Source organism: Bacillus sp. LQ16 (assembly GCF_057784645.1).
On sequence record NZ_CM173491.1, the window covers coordinates 5,273,618 to 5,288,278 of the forward strand.

At 36.2% G+C, this 14,661-nt stretch carries 17 protein-coding genes; 8 read left to right on the plus strand and 9 right to left on the minus strand.

From position 1 onward, the window contains the following. A complete protein-coding gene (lipL, locus tag AC3EMB_RS26740) occupies positions 1-846 on the plus strand; it encodes an octanoyl-[GcvH]:protein N-octanoyltransferase (protein WP_153592385.1) in 846 nt (281 codons plus the stop codon). Between the two features lie 49 nt (positions 847-895). On the opposite strand, the gene pta is transcribed toward lipL, so the two are convergent. Then, positions 896-1,867, minus strand: coding sequence for a phosphate acetyltransferase (gene pta, locus AC3EMB_RS26745; RefSeq protein WP_000067215.1), 972 nt, complete (start codon positions 1,865-1,867; stop codon positions 896-898). A 254-nt stretch (positions 1,868-2,121) separates the two neighbouring features. Between pta and hemQ the strand changes: the two genes are divergently transcribed. The 4 genes from hemQ (at position 2,122) to gerQ (ending at position 5,381) form a co-directional block, all read left to right on the plus strand. Then, positions 2,122-2,865, plus strand: a complete 744-nt coding sequence (gene hemQ, locus AC3EMB_RS26750; RefSeq protein ID WP_001287595.1) for a hydrogen peroxide-dependent heme synthase — start codon at positions 2,122-2,124, stop codon at positions 2,863-2,865. 190 nt (positions 2,866-3,055) lie between these two features. Beyond that, positions 3,056-4,327 carry a serine hydrolase gene (locus AC3EMB_RS26755; protein WP_000722847.1) on the plus strand — a complete coding sequence of 424 codons (1,272 nt, stop codon included), beginning with the start codon at positions 3,056-3,058 and terminating at the stop codon, positions 4,325-4,327. A gap of 175 nt (positions 4,328-4,502) precedes the next feature. Then, positions 4,503-4,925, plus strand: a complete 423-nt coding sequence (gene cwlJ / locus AC3EMB_RS26760) for a cell wall hydrolase CwlJ (RefSeq protein ID WP_000538155.1) — start codon at positions 4,503-4,505, stop codon at positions 4,923-4,925. A gap of 27 nt (positions 4,926-4,952) precedes the next feature. Beyond that, on the plus strand, positions 4,953-5,381 hold the full coding sequence (gene gerQ, locus AC3EMB_RS26765; RefSeq protein WP_000068652.1) for a spore coat protein GerQ: 429 nt from the start codon (positions 4,953-4,955) through the stop codon (positions 5,379-5,381). 30 nt (positions 5,382-5,411) lie between these two features. Here gerQ and AC3EMB_RS26770 read toward each other — a convergent pair whose 3' ends face one another. From AC3EMB_RS26770 to AC3EMB_RS26780, 3 genes are all read right to left on the minus strand, one after another. Beyond that, positions 5,412-5,780 (minus strand): DUF423 domain-containing protein, encoded by a 369-nt coding sequence (locus AC3EMB_RS26770; RefSeq protein ID WP_000688315.1) that lies wholly within the window; start codon positions 5,778-5,780, stop codon positions 5,412-5,414. 64 nt (positions 5,781-5,844) lie between these two features. After that, a complete protein-coding gene (locus AC3EMB_RS26775; RefSeq protein WP_001167346.1) occupies positions 5,845-6,132 on the minus strand; it encodes a YwdI family protein in 288 nt (95 codons plus the stop codon). 6 nt (positions 6,133-6,138) lie between these two features. Beyond that, positions 6,139-7,131 (minus strand): potassium channel family protein, encoded by a 993-nt coding sequence (locus AC3EMB_RS26780; RefSeq protein WP_488517386.1) that lies wholly within the window; start codon positions 7,129-7,131, stop codon positions 6,139-6,141. A gap of 95 nt (positions 7,132-7,226) precedes the next feature. On the opposite strand from AC3EMB_RS26780, the gene AC3EMB_RS26785 reads away from it, so the two are divergent. From AC3EMB_RS26785 to AC3EMB_RS26795, 3 genes are all read left to right on the plus strand, one after another. After that, positions 7,227-8,510 carry a purine/pyrimidine permease gene (locus tag AC3EMB_RS26785; RefSeq protein ID WP_000847031.1) on the plus strand — a complete coding sequence of 428 codons (1,284 nt, stop codon included), beginning with the start codon at positions 7,227-7,229 and terminating at the stop codon, positions 8,508-8,510. A 228-nt stretch (positions 8,511-8,738) separates the two neighbouring features. Continuing rightward, positions 8,739-9,560: a Cof-type HAD-IIB family hydrolase gene (locus tag AC3EMB_RS26790; RefSeq protein ID WP_000221387.1), complete on the plus strand. Its 822-nt coding sequence runs from the start codon at positions 8,739-8,741 to the stop codon at positions 9,558-9,560. A 209-nt stretch (positions 9,561-9,769) separates the two neighbouring features. Then, the gene (locus AC3EMB_RS26795; protein WP_000953396.1) at positions 9,770-10,063 is read left to right on the plus strand and encodes a DUF3817 domain-containing protein; all 294 of its coding nucleotides are present in this window, start codon (positions 9,770-9,772) and stop codon (positions 10,061-10,063) included. Positions 10,064-10,101: 38 nt separating this feature from the next. Here the strand turns inward: AC3EMB_RS26795 and AC3EMB_RS26800 are convergent, their stop codons facing one another. From AC3EMB_RS26800 to AC3EMB_RS26820, 5 genes are read right to left on the minus strand one after another with little or no spacing between them, the layout of a single operon-like run. Then, positions 10,102-10,779, minus strand: a complete 678-nt coding sequence (locus AC3EMB_RS26800; protein WP_488517387.1) for a uracil-DNA glycosylase — start codon at positions 10,777-10,779, stop codon at positions 10,102-10,104. Positions 10,780-10,798: 19 nt separating this feature from the next. Further along, complete coding sequence (locus AC3EMB_RS26805; protein WP_001206475.1) at positions 10,799-11,791, minus strand: DUF2705 family protein; 993 nt, start codon at positions 11,789-11,791, stop codon at positions 10,799-10,801. After that, positions 11,784-12,701 carry an ABC transporter ATP-binding protein gene (locus AC3EMB_RS26810; RefSeq protein ID WP_000207730.1) on the minus strand — a complete coding sequence of 306 codons (918 nt, stop codon included), beginning with the start codon at positions 12,699-12,701 and terminating at the stop codon, positions 11,784-11,786. The genes AC3EMB_RS26805 and AC3EMB_RS26810 overlap by 8 nt, the downstream gene beginning before the upstream one ends. Next, on the minus strand, positions 12,698-13,579 hold the full coding sequence (locus AC3EMB_RS26815; RefSeq protein ID WP_015055217.1) for an SGNH/GDSL hydrolase family protein: 882 nt from the start codon (positions 13,577-13,579) through the stop codon (positions 12,698-12,700). Before AC3EMB_RS26815 ends, AC3EMB_RS26810 begins: the two co-directional genes overlap by 4 nt. 10 nt (positions 13,580-13,589) lie before the next feature. Next, the gene (locus AC3EMB_RS26820) at positions 13,590-14,567 is read right to left on the minus strand and encodes a LacI family DNA-binding transcriptional regulator (protein ID WP_000181976.1); all 978 of its coding nucleotides are present in this window, start codon (positions 14,565-14,567) and stop codon (positions 13,590-13,592) included. Positions 14,568-14,661: the final 94 nt, after the last annotated feature.

A 14,661-nucleotide genomic window follows, 5' to 3' on the forward strand; every position in this document is an offset into this window, starting at 1 on the left:
ATGAGCAATTCCCGTTCCATTTTATCTCAGCCAGAGTGGCGCATTGTAGATCAGTCTAGTTTGGGACCAACATTCCATGCACTTCAGTCATTCGCAATGGATGACACATTATGCACAAGCATTGGAAATGGCAAGTCAGCCGCAACAATGCGTTCTTGGGTTCATCACAATACAATTGTCCTTGGCATTCAAGATTCACGCCTTCCGCATTTAGAAGAAGGTATTTCTTTTTTAAAACAACACAACTTCAATGTTATTGTTCGTAATTCTGGCGGGCTTGCAGTCGTGCTTGATGAAGGTGTTTTAAACGTATCACTTTTATTCCAAGAAACAGAAAAAGGTATCGATATTGATCTTGGATACGATACGATGTGGCATTTAATTAAGGAGATGTTAAAGGATTACAACGTTACTATCGAGGCAAAAGAAATTGTTGGCTCTTACTGTCCTGGTAGTTATGACTTAAGTATTCGCAATCAAAAATTCGCTGGTATTTCACAACGTCGTATTCGCGGCGGTGTCGCTGTCCAAATTTATCTCTGTGCTACCGGAAGTGGCTCTGAGCGTGCCGCACTCGTTCGTGATTTCTACAACCTAGCAATTCAAGGAAAAGAAACACGCTTTACGTACCCTGAAATTGTACCAAGTACGATGGCCTCACTCTCAGAATTACTTGGCGAAACCATTACAGTACAAGATTTAATGATGCGTCTTTTAAAAACATTGCAGCAATTCGCTCCAAAGTTAACACCATCTCAATTAACAATAGATGAGATTCCTTTATATGAGACGAATTTACAACGTATTATTGATCGTAATAATAAAGCACTTGGCTTAGAAAAATAAAAATGACCACCCTAAGGGTGGTCATTTTCCATACTAATTCATTTTAGAATTAAAGTGCTTGAGCTGCTGTAATTAAAGCTAACTTGTACACTTCTTCTTCGTTACATCCACGAGACAGGTCATTTACAGGCATGTTTAAACCTTGTAAGATTGGTCCTACTGCTTCGAAGTTACCTAAACGTTGAGCGATTTTGTAGCCGATATTACCAGCTTCTAAGCTTGGGAATACGAATACGTTAGCATCACCTTTAATTGTAGAACCTGGAGCTTTTTTCTCAGCTACAGATGGTACGAATGCAGCATCGAATTGGAATTCTCCATCTAAAGTTAACTCAGGAGCCATTTCTTTTGCAATGCGAGTTGCTTCTACAACTTTTTCTGTTTCTGGAGATTTCGCAGAACCTTTTGTAGAGAAGCTTAACATAGCAACGCGTGGATCAATGCCGAATAACTCAGCAGTTTTCGCACTTTCGATACCGATTTCAGCTAAATCTTGGCTGTTTGGTGCAATGTTAATTGCGCAATCAGCGAATACATATTTCTCTTCTTCACGTACCATGATGAATACGCCAGAAGTTTTTGTAACGCCTGGTTTTGTTTTAATAATTTGAAGTGCCGGACGAACTGTATCAGCTGTAGAGTGAGCTGCACCACTTACTAAACCGTGTGCTTTGCCCATGTATACAAGCATTGTACCGAAGTAGTTTTCGTCTTTAAGGATTTTGCGAGCGTCTTCTTCAGTTGCTTTACCTTTACGGCGTTCAACGAAAGATGCTACCATTGCATCCATTTCTTCGTATGTAGCTGGGTCGTAAATATCAACGCCTGCTAATGTTAAATTCATGCTAGCAGCTTTTGCGCTAATTTCTTCCTTATTACCAACTAAGATTGGTTTTACTAACTCTTCTTTTGCTAAACGCTCTGCAGCGCCTAAAATTCTTTCATCAGTTCCTTCAGGAAGTACGATAGAAATGCCTTTTCCTTGAACTTTTTCTTTTACTGTTGTAAATAAGTTGCTCACGAATAAACCCTCCTACATATGTTAAAAAACTCTATCTTTAAGAATACTGCTTTTCTTCTATATTTTAAACTTATAGCTCCCAAAAAATAGATAAAATAAAAATGATTATATTTTCATAAAATTCAGCCGTTAAATTCACCTCGCTTAAACACTTAAATGTGACAATTTTATGCGCCAAGGTTTTATATAGATGATTTTAAAACTATATATGCTATAGTTAACGTGTAAAACTATCATTAACTGAGGTGAATAGAATGAGTGAAGCAACAACAACGTTAGATGGCTGGTATTGTTTACATGATTTACGTTCTATTGATTGGGCTGCATGGAAAACATTATCTAGCGACGAACGCGGACAAGCAGTGTCTGAATTTTTAAATGTCGTTGAAAAATGGAACGAAGTAGCTACTGCGAAAAAAGGTAGTCACGCAATGTATACAGTTGTTGGTCAAAAAGCTGATATTATGCTTATGATTTTACGTCCAACAATGGAAGAGTTAAATGAAATTGAGACAGAATTGAATAAAACAACATTAGCTGAATATATGGTTCCTGCATATTCTTACGTATCTGTTGTTGAACTAAGCAACTACCTTCCAGCTGATGAGGATCCATATCAAAATCCACAAATTTTAGCTCGCTTATATCCTGAATTACCGAAAGCAAATCATATTTGCTTCTATCCAATGGATAAGCGTCGCCAAGGTGATGACAACTGGTACATGCTTCCTATGGAAGAGCGTAAAAAAATGATGTACAGTCATAGTAAGATTGGTCGCCAATACGCAGGGAAAGTACGCCAAGTTATTTCAGGATCTGTTGGATTCGATGATTTCGAGTGGGGCGTAACATTATTCGCTGACGATGTTCTTCAATTTAAGAAACTTATATATGAAATGCGATTTGATGAAGTAAGTGCTCGTTATGGTGAATTCGGAACATTCTTCGTTGGAAACATCTTACCAGACGAAAAAGTAGAGAAATTTTTACACATATAATATTGAAAAAGGGACGAAATTCGTTCCTTTTTTTATTTCCCTCTATATTTCTCCTCAAAAAACTCCTTTTTCCCGCAAATTCGAACAAAAATCGACAAATTCCTTACAAAATTGTAACTTTTCTATATCCAAATTCATGCTAAAATGGTACGAGCTATATGCTAATAACGATGCGAAGGTGATAATTTATATGAAGAAAATCTTGTCTATTTTACTAGCGCTTCTATTGTCAATTTCTTCCTTAGGAGTAACAACATCCCATGCGGAAGAAAAAATACAAATAGAAGCTGCTGCTGCACTTCTATTTGATGCAGATACAGGGAAAATACTGCATGAACAAAACCCAGACGAACTGCTAGCTATTGCTAGTATGTCAAAATTAATTGTTGTTTACGCTGTTTTAGAAGCAATTAAAGAAGGGAAAATTACTTGGGATACGAAAGTAAATATTTCCGATTACGCTTATGAAGTCTCACGTAATAATGAATTCTCTAACGTACCATTTGAGAAAGGACGTCAATATACTGTAAAAGAATTATATCATTCTATTGTTATCTTCTCTGCAAACGGGTCTAGTATTGCTTTAGCAGAGCTACTTGCAGGAAGTGAGAAAAACTTCTTAAATCTTGCAAATGAACATGCAAAAAAACTAGGGTTAAAGAAATATAAATTTGTAAACGCTACTGGTTTAAATAACGCTGACTTAAAAGGGAAACATCCCGAGGGTACTGATCCAAATGCAGAAAACTCTATGTCAGCTCGCGATATGGGTATACTTTCAAAAGTAATGATTACAAAGTATCCAGAAATGCTAGAGGATACAAAACAAAGATTTAGAAACTTCCCAGACAATCATCCAAAACCAATTCGTATGGAAAACTGGAACTGGATGTTACCAGGAGCTGCCTTCGCTTATGAAGGTACTGATGGTTTAAAAACAGGAAGTTCTGATACAGCTGGATATGGATTTACTATTACTGCGAAACGCGGTGATTTACGTCTTATCTCGGTTATTATTAAAACGAAATCAATGGACGAGCGCTTCACAGAATCTCGTGAATTAATCGAATATGGATTTAATAACTTTGAAAAACAAAAGCTCAAGGTTGATAAAAATAACACAATCTCTGTAGTAAAAGGGAAAGAAGATCAAGTAACGGTTGCACCTGAAAAAGAAATAACAGTAATTGCGAAAAAAGGTAGCAAAGATCCTTATAAAATTGGGACTGAATTAGATAAATCTCTTGCTGAAGATGGACATTTAGTTGCTCCTGTTAAGAAAGATGCTAAAGTAGGCTCAATTACTTTAGCATCAACTGATAAATATGGTTTCTTAGACGGTAGTAAAAGTATGAAAGTTACTGCAAAAACAACAGAGGAAGTTGAAAAAGCAAATTGGTTTGTGCTAACAATGCGCTCTATTGGAGATTTCTTCTCAAACTTATGGTCTAAAGTATTTTAATGATGAAAAGCTAGCTCACGCTAGCTTTTTTTATTTTCCTCTCTCAATGTAAAACTTCGTTTGGTTGTCATATCTGAGTCCTTTTTCTCATACGTATGAACTAGTAATTGTTCCACACTTCATCTAGAAATAAACCTCTTTCCAAAAGGTATTACAAAAAGAGAGGTGACACATAATGGGTGTTATTGCTTATAACGAAGCAGATGTAAAGTTGTTAGCTAGACTGATGCGTGCTGAAGCCGAAGGAGAAGGGCAACAAGGAATGTTAATGGTCGGAAACGTTGGGGTAAATCGTGTCCGCGGAAATTGTTTAGACTTTAAAAGTATTCGTAATTTACGTCAAATGGTGTATCAAAATCCTGGTGGTTTTGAGGCAACACAAAAAGGATATTTTTATCAAAGAGCCCGTGAACAAGATATCGCCTTAGCAAGGCGAACTATTCAAGGACAACGTTTTTGGCCCGCTAACTTTGCCTTATGGTTCTTTAGACCTGAAGGTCCTTGTCCACCAACTTGGTATAACCAACAAAACTCTGGTCGCTTCAAAAAGCACTGCTTCTTCCAACCATCTGGTGAAGACTGTCCTAGCGTATATTAAGAGATGAAAATGAGGAGGGATTTTTGAATGGCACAGCAACAAAATCCGTACTATGGAACAGGTTTTTATCAACCATCTGGAACTTATGTCCAACCACAACAAATGACTCAACAACAACAGCAAGCAATGCAACAACAAACAGCTCAAGCTGCGCAAGCTCAATATGCAATTTCTCAAGGCATGTTACCTCTAGAGCAATCCTATATTGAAAATATCCTTCGTTTAAACAAAGGTAAGCAAGCTACAGTTGTAATGACTTATGAACGTGGCAGTTCCCTTGGTACACAATCTTATACAGGTATTATTGAAGCAGCTGGCCGTGACCATATCGTTATTAGTGAACCGCAATCAGGAAAACGCTATTTACTATTAATGATCTACTTAGATTACGTAGAATTTCCAGAAGAAATTACGTATTTACCTAGTCAACAAGCAACTTATACTCCAAGACCATAAAAAAAGCTGGCAAATGCCAGCTTTTGTTTTTTATAATCCTTTTACAACTGCAGTCCCTACTAGAATCCACGCCACAATAAACGCTACACCACCAAGAGGTGTAATTGGACCAAAGAACTTAATGCCTGTCGTACTTAATGCATACAAACTACCTGAGAACATAATAATCCCAGCTACCATTAGCCAACCAGCAGTAGTTAAAAGTGATGATTGAACCTTATCCATCAATAAAGCAACTACGAATAATCCACCTGCATGAAACATCTGATATGTAACGCCTGTTTTCCAAACTTCTAACATTTTCGCAGAAATTTTATTTTCTAAACCGTGTGCTCCAAAGGCCCCTAACGCAACAGATAGCCCCGCTGCAATACAACCTAGTAAAAAGAAAATTTTCATCTTAATTCCCCTTTTTTACCTTTATCATAAGCAATTTTTTCATATAAGCCAAACGATTTAATTCTTAAAAATCAAATAAAGAATTACCATTTGCACCTTCTTCTTTTATATACACAGGTTCTCCAGAAACTGGTATAACTGGTTGAACTGTTGTTATAGGCTGTGATCCAATTACTTGCGATTGAATTTGCGGCTCCCTATACGTAGAAGATTCAACCTGTTCATCTAATAGTAAATCGCATAAAGCACGCACAACTAATAAATGTTCTTTTGACTTTTGTCCTTCGCTACTTTTTGCCTTCGCAATTTCATTCGCCATTTTATTTAAAATCTTGTCACTAGATATTTGCATTCCTTATCACCTCGTACTTTGTAATTCTTTCTCAAATTGTCCCATTTTCTCTACTGAACCAAATACTATTATCATATCATGTTCTTGTAGTTTTTCCTGCCCTGTTGGATTATGTATAATATTCCCATTTCTTGAAATCGCTAATATCGTTACATCAAACTGATTCCTTACATTACTCTCTAGTAACGATTTACCGACTAGTATTGAATCTTTGCCAACTAGAATTTCTTCAATGACAAATGACTGTTCTACTCCATACAACACTGTATCAATATAATGAACGGTTAATGGATTTGCAATACCTTTTGCTATATGAATACCTGCCATACTAGATGGATTAATAACCTTATTTGCACCAGCACGCCTTAATTTCTCTTCAGTTTCTGGCTTTTCAGATCTCGCCACAATTTTAATCGTATCGTTTAATCCTCTTGCTGTTAATGTAATAAATACATTTTCGGCATCATTTGCAACAATAGCAACTAAACCAGCTGCTTTTAAAATTCCGGCATTATGTAATACTTGATCTTCCGTTGCATCTCCATGTACAAATAAAAGCTTTTCCTGCTCCAATATGCTTTCATCTTTATCAACAACGACAAATGGAATATTCTTTTCTTGCAATTCATGTACAACTTGAAGCCCCACTCTACCGCAACCACATACTATAATATGATTTTTCAACTGCGCTATTTGTTTATCCATCTTCTTCCTCCGTACTGCATGAAATAAATTCCCTTCAATAATCATAGCTGCCACTACCCCAATTGCATATGTAACAATACCTACACCAACAGGAATAATAAGGAGCGCAAATACTTTCCCTGCTTGCGTTACAGGAACGGCATCTCCGTATCCAACAGTCAATACAGTAATCATCGTCATCCAAAATGCTTGAAACAAACTAATCTCTTCAATTGTCATAAATCCTATCGTTCCTAGAATTACAACAAAAGTCATACATATAACTGCTATCCATAATTGCTTACGTGCATTCATACCGTGTTTCAACTCTTTTCTCTATCTACAATCTTTGCCAGTGGAAATAAAATACGTATATACTAGATACGGAATCTATGAAAGAGGTTGATATAATGAAGACATTTCTTTCCGCCTTACAATGGGCACTATTTATTTTAGCTGGAAGCCTTATTGTACCAATTAGTGTCGCAACTAGTTATGGTCTTGATGGCGCTGAAGCCATTGCATTCGTACAAAGAACATTATTTGTTCTAGGCTTTGCTGGTCTCTTGCAAGCTATATTTGGGCATAAACTTCCTATTCAAGAAGGTCCTGCTGGCCTTTGGTGGGGAATTTTCTCCCTTTACGCAAGTTTAGGCGTCGTATTATTTGGATCAAGCAATGAGACACTTAAAGTTCTTCAATATGCTTTCTTATTAAGCGGTATTATTTGTATTATTCTTAGCGTTTTTGGACTTATTGATAAACTCGTTCGCTATTTTACACCGACAGTCATTGGAACGTATTTATTTCTTCTTGTCGCGCAACTCAGTGGCTCCTTCTTAAAGGGAATGTTTGGCCTTGATGGAAAACATACAGAAGTACAACCTAACGTATTTATTCTTTCACTCATTGTTATTTTACTATCCTTTTTCATCATGAAGCTACCTATTATTGGACAATATTCCGTTCTTTTCAGTATCATATGCGGCTGGATATTATTCGCATGCTTCGGATTATCTAATCCAATAACACCAGTGACAGACATAATTCGTTTTCCGTCCTTATTTGTTTTCGGCATGCCTCGTGTTGAATGGAACATGGTAATTACGGTCATATTTGTTACACTCTTACTTCTAACAAATATGTTAGCAAGTATTCGCGTTGTACAAAAGGTTGTCTCTAAATATGAAGAAAATGCTGCATCAGATCGTTTTAAACAAGCCGGCATTATAACAGGAATCAACCAATTGCTAGGCGGCCTGTTTTCAGCTATTGGACCTGTCGCTATTTCTGGATCAGCAGGTTTTATTGCAACGACTAATATTTATAAACGTCTCCCTTTTATATTAGGGTCAAGCTTTATTATTGTCGTTAGTATATTCCCAAAGATTACTTCATTCTTTGCAGCAATCCCTGTTGCAGTTGGTTATGCCGCTATTTATCCTGTATTCGCAAGCATGATTGGCCTCGCCTTTCGAGAATACGAAACTGTCCAGGATAAGGAACAATTATTTAAAGTAGCCGGTCTTTCAATCTTCACAGGAGTCGGAGTTATGTTTGTTCCAGCAGGAGCATATTCCACACTTCCACCATTTCTAGCATCGTTTTTAAGTAACGGTCTCGTTCTTGGATCAGTAATGGCCATTTTGCTAGAAATACTATTTTCTCGTTCCACAGCAAAACAAATATCGTAAATTGGAAAACTTCCATTATTGCACTCTACCTTTAGAGTTGTTACGATAAAATCAAACTTGAATCATTGGGGTTTTATCCATCCCCAATGATTATTAACCGATATTATGAGCAACACACTCATAATGATTTATCTACTTCTTTTCAAAGAGGTTTGATGTCTTACTATTATTCCTCAACATCTTCATGAACATGTATTTTGATTTCAATTAAAGAAAGGAATTTTCTATATGACTTATAAAATGATTGTTTTAGATTTAGATGATACTTTATTACGTGATGACCATACTATTTCACCTCGTACGAAAGAAGCGTTAATGACTGCACAAGAGCAAGGGGTAAAGGTTGTACTTGCTTCTGGACGTCCAACGTTTGGTATGCGCAATGTAGCCAAAGAACTTCGCTTAGAAGAATACGGCAGTTTCATTCTATCTTTTAATGGCGCAAAAATTATTAACTGTAAAACAAACGAAGAAATCTTTAGTAGTACACTATCTCCTGAAATCGTTCACAACCTATTTGAAATTAGTAAAACTGAAGATGTATGGATTCATACTTATATGGGCGATGATATCGTAACGGAAGAAAATAATCCTTATACTGAAATTGAGGGCGATATTACTGGTATGCCAATTGTTGTAGTAGATGACTTTAAAGCCGCAGTTAAAGAGCCTGTAGTAAAAGTATTAATGAATAAAGAAGCTGAACGCCTTGTTGAAGTTGAAAAGAAACTTCAACAACAACTAGAAGGCCAATTAAGCGTGATGCGTTCGAAACCATTCTTCTTAGAATTTACTGAAGCCGGTGTTACAAAAGGAACGAGCTTAAACAAACTGATTCAAAAGCTTGGCATTAAGCGTGAAGAAGTTATCGCAATGGGCGATAGCTATAACGACCAAGCAATGATTGAATTTGCTGGTCTTGGTGTTGCAATGGGCAATGCACCTGATGATATTAAAGAAATTGCAAACTACGTAACAGATACAAATATGAATGATGGTGTGGCAAAAGTTGTAGAGAAATTCGTTTTAAAAACGGATGTACTTGTTTAATATTTTCATTCACAAAACCTATTTGAAGTCAAATACTTCAAATAGGTTTTTATTTAAATTCTCATGCTTTTGTGACTATATTTTGAACTTTGCACTATTCTCGTAGTGTAAACTTTCTTTTTGTATATAATGAAACAAAATAGACTATTTTATTTTGAAAAAGAATACAAATTTACTATATACAAGCATACGTTAAAGGAGGCTACTTTATGTTATCTACACCAATCGGACGATTAAGAGCAATTGGACTAGTTGAGGGTATTTCTTTCCTATTACTATTATTTGTAGCAATGCCATTGAAATATTTCGCAGGATTTGCAACAGCTGTTAAAATTACAGGCATGGCTCATGGTGTTCTGTTTATTCTATTCATCTTTGCAGTAATTCAAGTAACAATCGTACACCGTAAATCAATTTTATGGGCACTTGGAGCATTTGTTTCATCAGTTATCCCATTTGGTACTTTTGTACTAGATGCAAAATTAAAGAACGAACAACAATAATAAAAAGGTAGTTAACGACTGTTAACTACCTTTTCTATTTATAAATTTGGAATTTCCCAATCAATTTCTCTTTCTTCCATATTAGCTAAAATCGTATTTACTTTAGAGTATGGCTTACTACCAAAGAAACCACGTCTTGCCGATAATGGGCTTGGATGTACAGATTCGATAATATGATGATTGGGATTAGTAATTAACTTCTTCTTCGCCTGCGCATGGCGCCCCCACAATATGAAAACAACTGGCTTTGCACGTTCGTTCAACAGTTCAATCACACGATCTGTGAAGTGCTCCCATCCTTTTCCCTTATGAGAATTTGCTTCGCCTTGACGAACTGTTAATACGGTATTTAGTAGTAATACTCCTTGTTCCGCCCATTTTACTAAATAACCGTTATTCGGGATTTCATAACCATATTCATCTCGAAGTTCTTTATACATATTTAACAATGATGGTGGTGTTTTAACATCAGGTTGTACAGAAAAACTTAAACCATGCGCTTGATTCGGTCCATGATATGGATCTTGTCCTAAAATAACAACCTTTGTATTTTCATAACTTGTATACTGAAGAGCGTTAAAAATATCTTCTACCTTCGGATAAACAACATGCGTGCTGTACTCTTCTGTCAAAAAACTGGATAGAGTACGATAATACTCTTTCTCAAATTCTGGTGCCAATAATGGTCCCCAATCATTCTTTAAAACATTTTCCATACTGTCACTTCCTGTCTAATTAATTCAACATATCCTGTTTTGTAAATACTAAGAACGAAATAATAAGGGAAACAACTGCCCAAACAGTTAAATTCATCAAAGAAAATCCCATTGATAAGCCTTGTAATGCAGGTAATTTTCCTGATAAATAATCCGTTAATGATAAATTCACGCTAAAAATATATTTCGCACCTTCCCAAGATGTTGCGAACGAGCTTAAGATACCGCCTGCAATTAATGCAGCTAGCATAACGCCCATACCAGCTGGTGTATTACGAATTAAAACAGAGACCATAAATGATATAGTTCCGACAACGATAGCAACAAACCAGGCTAGTCCATACGCCATTAAGATGTATTGCCACTGCGGAATCAGATGCACAAAGTTCGTATTTAACGTTTCCTTATCAATGACGAATCCTGTTAAAACAGGTAAATTCCATCCCGAGTATCCAAATACAAGCCCTGATAATATGTAAGCAAACAAACCTACAAGAAACAGTATGAGCGAAATGAAAAATAACATCGTCACGTATTTACTAAGGAGTATTTTCCAGCGCCGAATCGGCCGCGTAAGTAACATCTTCATTGTCCCATCACTTCGTTCTCCTGAAACGATATCAATAGCGACAATCATTACGAGAAGCGGAATAAACAATGTAATTCCTTGTTCAATAAATGCTCTGACAAAAGTCGGTGCACCCGGTGCCATCGGGTTAATATCATGATCTAAATAATATTGTTGTTGCTCAACTCTTACCTTTAACCAATCACGCCATTCTTCTGGCAACCTAGAATTGTTCAACCGGTTCTGAGAATCAACAATTTGCTGTTGCAATGAAACCTTCCAATCAGTTGTACCGAGTCTTTTTTGTGTCGTTTCTATTTCACGATACTGCGCGTACACAAAAAGCGGGATCAAGATTGCTAAAATAAGCATGACAACAAAAATACGTTTCTTACGGTAAATCTTTTCTGATTCATTTAAAACTAGATTCGCAAATTCACGCATGCTGCTCACCCCTTGTGAGTTCAATAAATAAATCTTCTAGCGTAAATACAAGCTCCTTAACGCTATGTACATCTATTTCATTTTCTACAAATTTTTTATTCCAACTACTTATAGATGCAATATCCATGCGGCATAGTAATCGCTCGCCTTTTACACTCACTTCTCTTATTTCCTCGGCCGCTTCTAGCATATCTTTCGCCTTAGAAATTGGTGTAACAATCCATTCTACACGATCACTTGCTGTTTTAATTAATTCTTCAACCTTGGCAACTGTTATCATCTTTCCTTTATGAATAATAGCAACGCGATCGCATATCATTTGCACTTCACTTAGCAAGTGACTTGAAATAAACACGCTCATATTTTCTTCTTTCACAAGCTTATGTATAAATTCCCTAAGTTCTCTAATCCCTGCTGGATCTAAACCATTCGTTGGCTCATCTAATATAAGCAATTTAGGATTCCCAAGGAGCGCCTGTGCAATTCCAAGGCGTTGTTTCATACCAAGTGAGTACGTTTTTACCTTGTCATGAATTCTTTCATCTAAATGAACCATTTCAGCAATTTCAATAATACGTTCATCTGATATATCACCTAACATACGAGCAAATTGCTTTAAATTTTCCCATCCTGTTAAATATGTATACAACTCTGGGTTTTCAACGATACTCCCAATTTGACGCATCGCTTCTCTGAAATTTTCCTTAATCGAATAACCACCGATAGAAATCTTACCTTCTGTCGCCTTAATCAATCCGACTAACATTCGAATGGTAGTCGTCTTTCCAGCACCGTTTGGTCCTAGGAACCCGAACACTTCTCCTTGCTTTACATCAAAGGAAATATTCTCTACAAGAGTCTTGTTTCCAATTACCTTCTTCAAGTCTCGTACGGAAAGTATCGTCGTCATTTTACCCCTCCTTGTTCTAGTTTTAATTTACTTACAACATTTTGAACTAAACGTTCTGCCATATACGTATAACCTACTTCATTCGGATGAAAATGATCAGAGTATAATAAATCTTTCCCGCGGTTTTGGAATAAATCAAATGTCGGTGTAATATACACATTTTTATCGTTTAGCGCTAACTTCTCTAAAGATGCATTCCAGTCCACAACAATGTTTGAAGACCCTTTTAAATCTTCTACATCTTCAAAAGGATTGTATAAACCAAGCCAAAAAATCGGACTATTTGCATTTAATTTACGAATTTCTTCTATAATTTTCTTTGCTTCATTTTGAAACGTTTCTGTATCAGGACGATACGTCTCTAAATCTATTTTCCCGAGCGATTCCCAGCCTGGGAACAAATCATTCCCGCCGATCGTTAACACGATTACATCTGCTTGCTTAATTGAATATTGAGCGCCACTACTTTCAATTTGTTTTAATAAATCGGGCATTTTTGCACCACTAACTGCTAAATTTGTTAATGCAATTTTTTGCTTATAATCTTTTTGTAAATCCTCTTTCATTCGCCCAACATAGCCAATTCCTTCTTTATCACCAACGCCACGCGTTAATGAATCACCTAAACTAACGATTTGTAACGTTCCCGTTTTCTTTTTCTCTTTTGCCACTACATCGGTCTTTTTAATTAAATTTGAAGCTTTCGGATTTAATACATCATTTACACCTGAAACAAAGCCATATGCAAATAAACAGAAAGATGCAATTGTAATGAGTAGAATTACTTTTACTACTTTTGATCTCATATCAAAACCCCTTTTAGCCCTCATAGATTGTCCATAATTATACCAAACGAAATTTTGAAAAGCGATTTTCACACCTTCTCAATTATGTCGTTTCTCTATCTACTAACTCTGGTAATAACTCTATATGCTTCACATCTAATTTCTCTTCATTAATCTTTTCATATAATAATTCAAACGCTTTCACTCCAACGTTTTTACTAGAATGCGAAATCGTCGTTATACCCAATATATCTGCCACCTCTTGATCATCACACCCGATAATCGTAATATCCTCTGGAATACGAACTCCTTGTTTTTTTGCTTCTGTAACCATCCCCGCTGCAATATGGTTACAAGATACAAGGAACGCCGTCGGTTTTACTGACATATGAGCCCATTCTCTAATTACATTGCGTCCATCTTCCACTGTAAAACATCCCTCAAATTTCCAGGTCTCTAACGGTGTTACGATACTCTGTTGAAGCGAATCTTCGTACGCCTTCTTTCGTCTTTGGCTATTAACGCTATTACTTCTTCCAATACAATATCCAATACGTGTATGACCGGCATCTATCAAGCTTTTCATCCCACGTGAAAATACTTTGTAGTAATCGATATGGACACTTGAAATATACTTCGAATCTATTTCTTCACACATAACAATCGGGCCGAATTTCGTATATTCTTCAAGCTTCTCTTTACTATTTGTCCGAGAACAAATAATAACCCCATCAAGCTTTTTCATTTTTAACATATTTAAAATTTCTAGTTCTCTTTCTTCGCTATAATTTGTCTGGCAAAGCATCATATTATAATTATTCTTTGCTGTTTCTTTTGATATCCCCTCGATAATAGCACTATAATATTGATCATTTACGTGTGGCAATAAAACGCCAATTACATTCGTTTTTCCTTTCACTAAATGAATTGCATTCACGTTTTGCGTGTAATTTAATTCTTCTATAATTGCTAAAATTTCTTTTCGTTTCTGTTCATTTACGTACGGATGATTATTTAGTACACGTGAAACAGTTGAAACAGATACTCCAGCAAGTTCAGCAATCTTTCTTATATTTGTCATCTCATTTTCCCCTTCTCACAAAAATTCTCCCTTGACCTGGTAAGCTTTCCACAATATATCCTTTCCTAGCAAATACATTTAGAAAGGATATACA

What these genes read in the sequence shown, in the direction of transcription:
- lipL (WP_153592385.1), top strand. Translation starts at nt 1, where the DNA reads ATGAGCAATTCCCGTTCCATTTTATCTCAGCCAGAGTGGCGCATTGTA.
- AC3EMB_RS26775 (WP_001167346.1), bottom strand. Translation starts at nt 6,132, where the DNA reads ATGCAAATATCTAGTGACAAGATTTTAAATAAAATGGCGAATGAAATT.
- AC3EMB_RS26820 (WP_000181976.1), bottom strand. Translation starts at nt 14,567, where the DNA reads ATGACAAATATAAGAAAGATTGCTGAACTTGCTGGAGTATCTGTTTCA.
- AC3EMB_RS26770 (WP_000688315.1), bottom strand. Translation starts at nt 5,780, where the DNA reads ATGAAAATTTTCTTTTTACTAGGTTGTATTGCAGCGGGGCTATCTGTT.
- AC3EMB_RS26755 (WP_000722847.1), top strand. Translation starts at nt 3,056, where the DNA reads ATGAAGAAAATCTTGTCTATTTTACTAGCGCTTCTATTGTCAATTTCT.
- AC3EMB_RS26790 (WP_000221387.1), top strand. Translation starts at nt 8,739, where the DNA reads ATGACTTATAAAATGATTGTTTTAGATTTAGATGATACTTTATTACGT.
- AC3EMB_RS26800 (WP_488517387.1), bottom strand. Translation starts at nt 10,779, where the DNA reads ATGGAAAATGTTTTAAAGAATGATTGGGGACCATTATTGGCACCAGAA.
- AC3EMB_RS26810 (WP_000207730.1), bottom strand. Translation starts at nt 12,701, where the DNA reads ATGACGACGATACTTTCCGTACGAGACTTGAAGAAGGTAATTGGAAAC.
- AC3EMB_RS26795 (WP_000953396.1), top strand. Translation starts at nt 9,770, where the DNA reads ATGTTATCTACACCAATCGGACGATTAAGAGCAATTGGACTAGTTGAG.
- cwlJ (WP_000538155.1), top strand. Translation starts at nt 4,503, where the DNA reads ATGGGTGTTATTGCTTATAACGAAGCAGATGTAAAGTTGTTAGCTAGA.
- AC3EMB_RS26780 (WP_488517386.1), bottom strand. Translation starts at nt 7,131, where the DNA reads ATGAATGCACGTAAGCAATTATGGATAGCAGTTATATGTATGACTTTT.
- hemQ (WP_001287595.1), top strand. Translation starts at nt 2,122, where the DNA reads ATGAGTGAAGCAACAACAACGTTAGATGGCTGGTATTGTTTACATGAT.
- gerQ (WP_000068652.1), top strand. Translation starts at nt 4,953, where the DNA reads ATGGCACAGCAACAAAATCCGTACTATGGAACAGGTTTTTATCAACCA.
- AC3EMB_RS26805 (WP_001206475.1), bottom strand. Translation starts at nt 11,791, where the DNA reads ATGCGTGAATTTGCGAATCTAGTTTTAAATGAATCAGAAAAGATTTAC.
- AC3EMB_RS26785 (WP_000847031.1), top strand. Translation starts at nt 7,227, where the DNA reads ATGAAGACATTTCTTTCCGCCTTACAATGGGCACTATTTATTTTAGCT.